The following is a 5,422-nucleotide window of genomic DNA, read 5'->3' as shown; positions in this document are numbered from 1 at the left end:
CGGCCAGGCCGTGCGGGTCGCGACCGGTGCGCCGCTGCCGACGCTGGCCGACGCGGTCGTGCCGCTCGGCTACACCGACGGCCACCACGCCAAGGTGACGGTGAACCGCAGCGTGCCGTCCGCCGGGTTCGTCCGCCGCACCGGCGAGGACGTGCAGACAGGTGACGTCGCCGTTCGCCGCGGCGCGTCCATCGGCGCTGCTCAGGTGGGGTTGCTGGCCGCTGTCGGACGCAACAAGGTGCTCGTGCACCCGCGCCCGCGGGTCTCCGTGATCTCGCTCGGCGAGGAGCTCGTCGACGTCGACCGCACGCCTGGACAGGGCCAGGTCTACGACGTGAACTCGTACGCACTGGCCGCCGCCGCACGTGACGCGGGCGCCGAGGTCAGCAGGGTCGGCATCATGTCGGCCGACCCGCGCCGGCTGCGCGAGGTCGTCGAGGGACGGCTGCTGCTCTCCGAGATCGTCGTCGTCGCCGGTGGCGTGGGCGCGCGATCGGTGATGAGGTCAAGGCGGCCCTGGCGGACCTCGGCGACATGGACGTCACCCGCATCGCCATGCATCCCGGTTCCGCGCAGGGCTTCGGCAGGCTCGGCCCGGACGCCGTGCCGACGTTCCTGCTGCCCGCGAACCCGATGAGCGCGCTCGTCGTGTTCGAGGTGCTGGTCAGGCCGCTGATCAGGGCCGCGCTCGGCAAGAAGAACCCGTACCGCCGCGCGGTGTCGGCACGTCTGCTGTCGCCGTTGTCGTCGACGAAGGGCCGCCGTGGTTTCCTGCGCGGCCAGCTGCTGCGCGACGCGGACAACGGCGAGTACCTGGTGCAGCCGCTCGGCACGTCCGGGTCGCACCTGCTCGCGTCCTTGGCCGAGGCCAACTGCCTGATCATGGTCGAGGAGGACGTCACCGAGGTCTCGGTCGGCGAAGAGGTGCTGGTCAGCTTCCTCGCTCAACGAGGATGAGACACAGGCCGGGATGAGCGTCTTCGCCGACCTGGGACGGCACCCCGGCTGGCCCGTCCGGCTGGGGCCGATCGAGGTGCGCGCGGGAACCGTCACGCTGCGCGGGCCACGCCTGTTCGACGGTTCTCGCTGGTCCAAGCTGAGGATCCGCGACCGCGAGTACCTGGAGCAGTGGGAGCCCACGGCGCAGGAGGGCTGGGACGAGCGCAACGCGACGTTGTCCTGGCCGGCCCAGTGGTCGTCGCTGCGCGCCATGGCCCGTCGCGGCAGCACGCTGCCGTTCATGATCATGGTGAACGGCGAGGTCGCCGGTCAGATCACCGTCGGCAACATCGTGCGCGGCTCGTTGCTCTCCGCCTGGATCGGCTACTGGGTGGCCGCTGATCGGGCGGGCGGCGGCGTCGCAACGGCCGCCGTGGCGTTGCTCACGGACCACGCTTTCCGCGACGCTGGTCTGCACAGGCTCGAAGCCACCGTCCGGCCCGAGAACGCCGCCTCGATCCGCGTGCTCACCAAATCCGGATATCGCGAGGAAGGTCTCTTCAAGCGTTATCTGGATGTTGCCGGCCAATGGCGCGACCACCTCTGCTTCGCCCTCACCGCCGAGGAGATCCCGGACGGCCTAGTGCGCCGTTTGGTCGCACGCGGAGAGGCCCGTCTTCCCTGACGTTCGCGTCCGTTTGTTCTAATCGCTTCACCCAAAAGTGGGTGATACACCACACTTTGGTACGCACCGCGCTCGGCGAGCCTCCGAGACAGGTGTGACTGTTGTGACTAGCGTGGTGAAAGCACCACGCGTGGGTCGGGGGAGGTGAACGGGGAATGCCGAGTTCGCTGATCATCGTTGCGCTGGTCGTCGCATGGCTGGTCGTCCTCGTCCCCATGATGGCCCGCAAGCGCCAGGAGAGTGCGCGCAGCGTGGGGGAGGAGTACGACGCCATGTCCGACGCCGAGTACGACGACATCCACGACCTCGACGACGACTACTTCGACGAGGAGGAGTACGTCGAACGCCCGTTCCGGCGAGGCCGTGGCGGCTACGACCCGGAGACCGCCGCGATGGTGGCCCAGGCGAAGTACGCGTTCCGCCGCAGAGTCGTGGCGTTCCTGCTGGTCGCCGCCGTGGCAACGGGAGTCGTCGCCGGAGTGTTCTACACGCCGCTCTGGTACGGCCACGCCGCGCTCGACCTCCTGACCGTGGGCTACCTCACCTACCTGCGCAGGCAGGTGCGGATCGAGGAGGAGATCCGCGCTCGCCGGCTCGCTCGCCTGCAGCAGGTGCGTCGTCGCCGTGCGACCGGTCCGCAGCCTCAGCAGGTCGACGAGGCTCCCGCGGTCGCTTCGACTGCTTCTGGCGCCTCGGGTGCCTCGGCCGTCGAGGTCGCGGAGACCACCGAGGTCGAGATGGTCGACGAGAGGCCGGCGCTGCCACCGTTGCCGCGCTTCGAGTACCACGTGCGACCGGGCACCATCCCCGTCGACTCCGACGACGAGGATCCGGTGTTCGTCGAGTTGGACGGACTGGACTCGCTGCGGTACAGAGGTGCCGTCGGGGCGTAGGAGGGGGTGTCGAAACACCCCCTCTCGGGACTGCTATAGTTCTCTCGTAACACCGCAAGGGGCTGTAGCACAGTTGGTAGCGCGTCTCGTTCGCATCGAGAAGGTCAGGGGTTCGATTCCCCTCAGCTCCACCAAACAACTGCATGAACCAACTCTCGGAAGGGATGCAGACCGACACCGGTCTGCATCCCTTCTGTATTCGCGGACCGGCGAGGCTGACGAAGGGGTGATTCATGTCTTTTCAGCAACGCCAGGAGGTTGCCGCTCCCATCGAACTGCCAGAGGGGTCCTGGTGGGACTGGGACATGGTCTCGTGTGACGCGGGTGAAGTGCGTCTGGGCGCCGGGCACGACCTGACGTACCACCACGACCTGGAGCTGGTTTTTCGGGATCCGGTGCTTGTCCAGTGCCCGACTGCCTTCCAGGACCCCGTTTTCCGTGTGCCGAGGCCGGAAGAGGCCCTGGCGGTGACCCGGCAGTTCGGCGAAGCACCACAGCTTCTCGTCGTCTTCGAGGCCGATGCCGGTGGAACGGAACCAGTGACGTCCTTGATCGCGGCCAGCAGCGTGGAGATGGTTCAGGGAACCGTCTTTCGGTACTGGCGCGGTGATCTGGAGCCGGGACAGCGCCTTGCGCCGTGGGTTCGTCCCCCGGATCAGCAGTAGCTGGTGCGTCGCACCGCTGTGCGTCAGATCCACTGATCAGCTTCGTGCTGGTCCGAAGTGGACCATTCAGATGAATGCGCTTTCCTCCACCGCACAGCCGTTAACGGGTGATCCTTGCCCGAGGTCTCGTGCGTACGGTTCCATCTGGGCACTTTGTGCGCGTTCGGCGTCACCTGGACCGATGGAGGGCCTGGTCTGTGGCCAAGAGGTTGAGTGTCGCGAGCGTGCTCGCACTGATGGCGTCCATTCTGGTCGGCACGCAACCCGCCGAGGCCGCGACCGGGCTTCGCGTGAGCGGCACGCGGGTCGTCGAGGCGAACGGAAGTGCCTTCGTCATGCGGGGCGTGAACCACCCGCACGTCTGGTTTCCCGGCCAGACCAGTTCTTTCGCGGACATCAAGTCCTTTGGCGCCAACACGGTTCGCGTGGTGCTGGGCACCGGCAAGCGGTGGGGGCCGAGCTCGGCCGCTGACGTCACCAACGTCATCTCGCTGTGCAAGCAGAACCAGTTGATCTGCGTGCTGGAAGCCCACGACACCACGGGATACGGCGATCAGATCGGAGCCGCGAGCCTGGATCAGGCTGCGAGCTACTGGATCGGCGTCGCCGATGTGCTCAAGGGCCAGGAGAACTACGTTGTGATCAACCTGGGCAACGAGCCGTTCGGTACCAACCTGCTGGTGAGCCCGGCGTGGGCGAGCGCGACGGAGAACGCGACCAAGCGGTTGCGCGGAGCCGGGTTGCAGCACCTGTTGATGGCGGACGCGCCGATGTGGGGCCAGGACTGGCTGAACATCATGCGCAACAACGCCGCCTCGGTGCTCAACGCCGATCCGCAACGCAACACGGTGTTCTCCGTCCACATGTACGGCGTGTACAACACGGCGGCGAAGGTGAACGCGTACTTCGACGCGTTCCGGTCGGCGGGGCTGCCGCTGGTGGTGGGCGAGTTCGGGAACATGCACAGCGACGGCGACCCGGACGAGGACACGATCATGGCGCAGTCCCAGGCTCGTGGCATCGGCTATCTCGGCTGGTCGTGGAGCGGCAACGGCGGCGGGGTCGAGTACCTCGATCTGGTCCGCTCGTTCAACCCTACGGACCTCACTCCGTGGGGCGAGCGCTTCCTCAACGGCCCCAACGGAGTGCGGCAGACCTCGAAGAAGGCCACGATCTACGGCTGAGGTCCGCGCGTCAGGTGGGTTGGCCGCGGGGTGGTTGTGGTAGCCAGGGCTGTGGCTGCGGTGTTCGTGCTGGTTGGTGGCTGGCCAGGGTCGGGCAAGAGCACGCTGGCGGCGGCGCTGGGCCCTGAGCTGGGATTGCCTGTGCTGGCGAAGGACGAGATCAAGGGGGCCCTCGCCGAAGGGCTCGGGCGGCCTCACACGGTGAGCGCGTCACGGCGGTTGGGACGCGCGGCGGTGTTGGCCGCCCTCCGCGTAGCGCGCCGTTGTCCAGGCGCGGTGCTGGACAGCACCTGGTTCGACTACACCAGACCTCTGGTGTCCGCGTTGCCAGGACAGGTGGTGGAGGTGCGCTGCGTGGTACCGGTCGCGGTGGCCCGGTCGCGCTACTACGCCCGCGCCGCCGTCCGGCATCCTGGTCATCTCGACCTGGAGCGTGACGAGGCCGAACTGTGGGGCGAACCGGTGCCGCCATTGGGTGTCGGTCCGGTGGTGCAGGTCGACACCACCGCCTCGGTGGACATCCCGGCGGTGGCGGCCGACATCCTTCGCGCGGCCGGTGATCAGCCCTGATCTCGGGTCATTTTTCGTCGCCGCTGTCCGATGTGGACTTCCGGTGAAGACCGTGGAGTCCAGTGAAAGCGTTCGGTTGTCGTCGGACAGCTGGTTTACCTTGTGCGCGTGAACAACCTTGGGGGATTCAAAGCGGTGTTCGTCGTGGCCGCGGCATTTGCCGCAGTCAGTTGCTCGTCGGGATCGCCGGCACAGCAGCAGTCGTCGTCCACGCAGGAGAAGCACTTCGACGTCACGGGTTTCGGGAAGCTGAAGCCCGGCATGTCCAGACAGGACGCCCTCGCCACCGGTGAGCTCGCGGCCACCGGCGCCGGCAAGACCGGCACGTGCGAGGACTACCGGTACCAGGCAGCGCCGGCGCCGGATCCGAAGCAGCTCGCGGAAGACGAGGAGATCGAGAAGCAGCTCGTGGCCGCGGAAAAGGCTGCCGACGAGGCGAAAGCCGCGATCGGGCCCGAGCCGGGGCCGAACGCGGGCGCCGCGGAG

At 67.6% G+C, this 5,422-nt stretch carries 5 protein-coding genes, 1 tRNA gene and 2 pseudogenes; all 8 read left to right on the top strand.

What is annotated here, in order from left to right:
* Positions 1–957 (top strand): annotated as a pseudogene (locus tag FXN61_RS46875) (molybdopterin molybdotransferase MoeA); the annotation flags it as partial.
* Positions 958–970: 13 nt separating this feature from the next.
* The gene (locus tag FXN61_RS46870; RefSeq protein WP_167980253.1) at positions 971–1,624 is read left to right on the top strand and encodes a GNAT family N-acetyltransferase; all 654 of its coding nucleotides are present in this window, start codon (positions 971–973) and stop codon (positions 1,622–1,624) included.
* A gap of 155 nt (positions 1,625–1,779) precedes the next feature.
* The gene (sepX, locus tag FXN61_RS46865; protein ID WP_167980252.1) at positions 1,780–2,517 is read left to right on the top strand and encodes a divisome protein SepX/GlpR; all 738 of its coding nucleotides are present in this window, start codon (positions 1,780–1,782) and stop codon (positions 2,515–2,517) included.
* A gap of 58 nt (positions 2,518–2,575) precedes the next feature.
* Positions 2,576–2,651 (top strand) — tRNA-Ala (locus tag FXN61_RS46860).
* 195 nt (positions 2,652–2,846) lie between these two features.
* Complete coding sequence (locus FXN61_RS46855; RefSeq protein ID WP_167980251.1) at positions 2,847–3,182, top strand: hypothetical protein; 336 nt, start codon at positions 2,847–2,849, stop codon at positions 3,180–3,182.
* A 197-nt stretch (positions 3,183–3,379) separates the two neighbouring features.
* Positions 3,380–4,366: a glycoside hydrolase family 5 protein gene (locus FXN61_RS46850; protein WP_312878539.1), complete on the top strand. Its 987-nt coding sequence runs from the start codon at positions 3,380–3,382 to the stop codon at positions 4,364–4,366.
* A gap of 60 nt (positions 4,367–4,426) precedes the next feature.
* Positions 4,427–4,936, top strand: coding sequence for a P-loop nucleotide/nucleoside kinase family protein (locus FXN61_RS46845; RefSeq protein ID WP_167980250.1), 510 nt, complete (start codon positions 4,427–4,429; stop codon positions 4,934–4,936).
* A 108-nt stretch (positions 4,937–5,044) separates the two neighbouring features.
* Positions 5,045–5,422, top strand: a pseudogene (locus tag FXN61_RS46840) (hypothetical protein); the annotation flags it as partial.

This window comes from Lentzea indica (assembly GCF_012184385.1).
Classification (GTDB): Bacteria; Actinomycetota; Actinomycetes; order Mycobacteriales; family Pseudonocardiaceae; genus Lentzea; species Lentzea indica.
This window is presented reverse-complemented; position numbering and strand designations above follow the sequence as displayed.

Excerpts from the sequence above, each read along its gene's own strand:
- sepX (WP_167980252.1), top strand. The coding sequence starts at position 1,780 with ATGCCGAGTTCGCTGATCATCGTTGCGCTGGTCGTCGCATGGCTGGTC.
- FXN61_RS46870 (WP_167980253.1), top strand. The coding sequence starts at position 971 with ATGAGCGTCTTCGCCGACCTGGGACGGCACCCCGGCTGGCCCGTCCGG.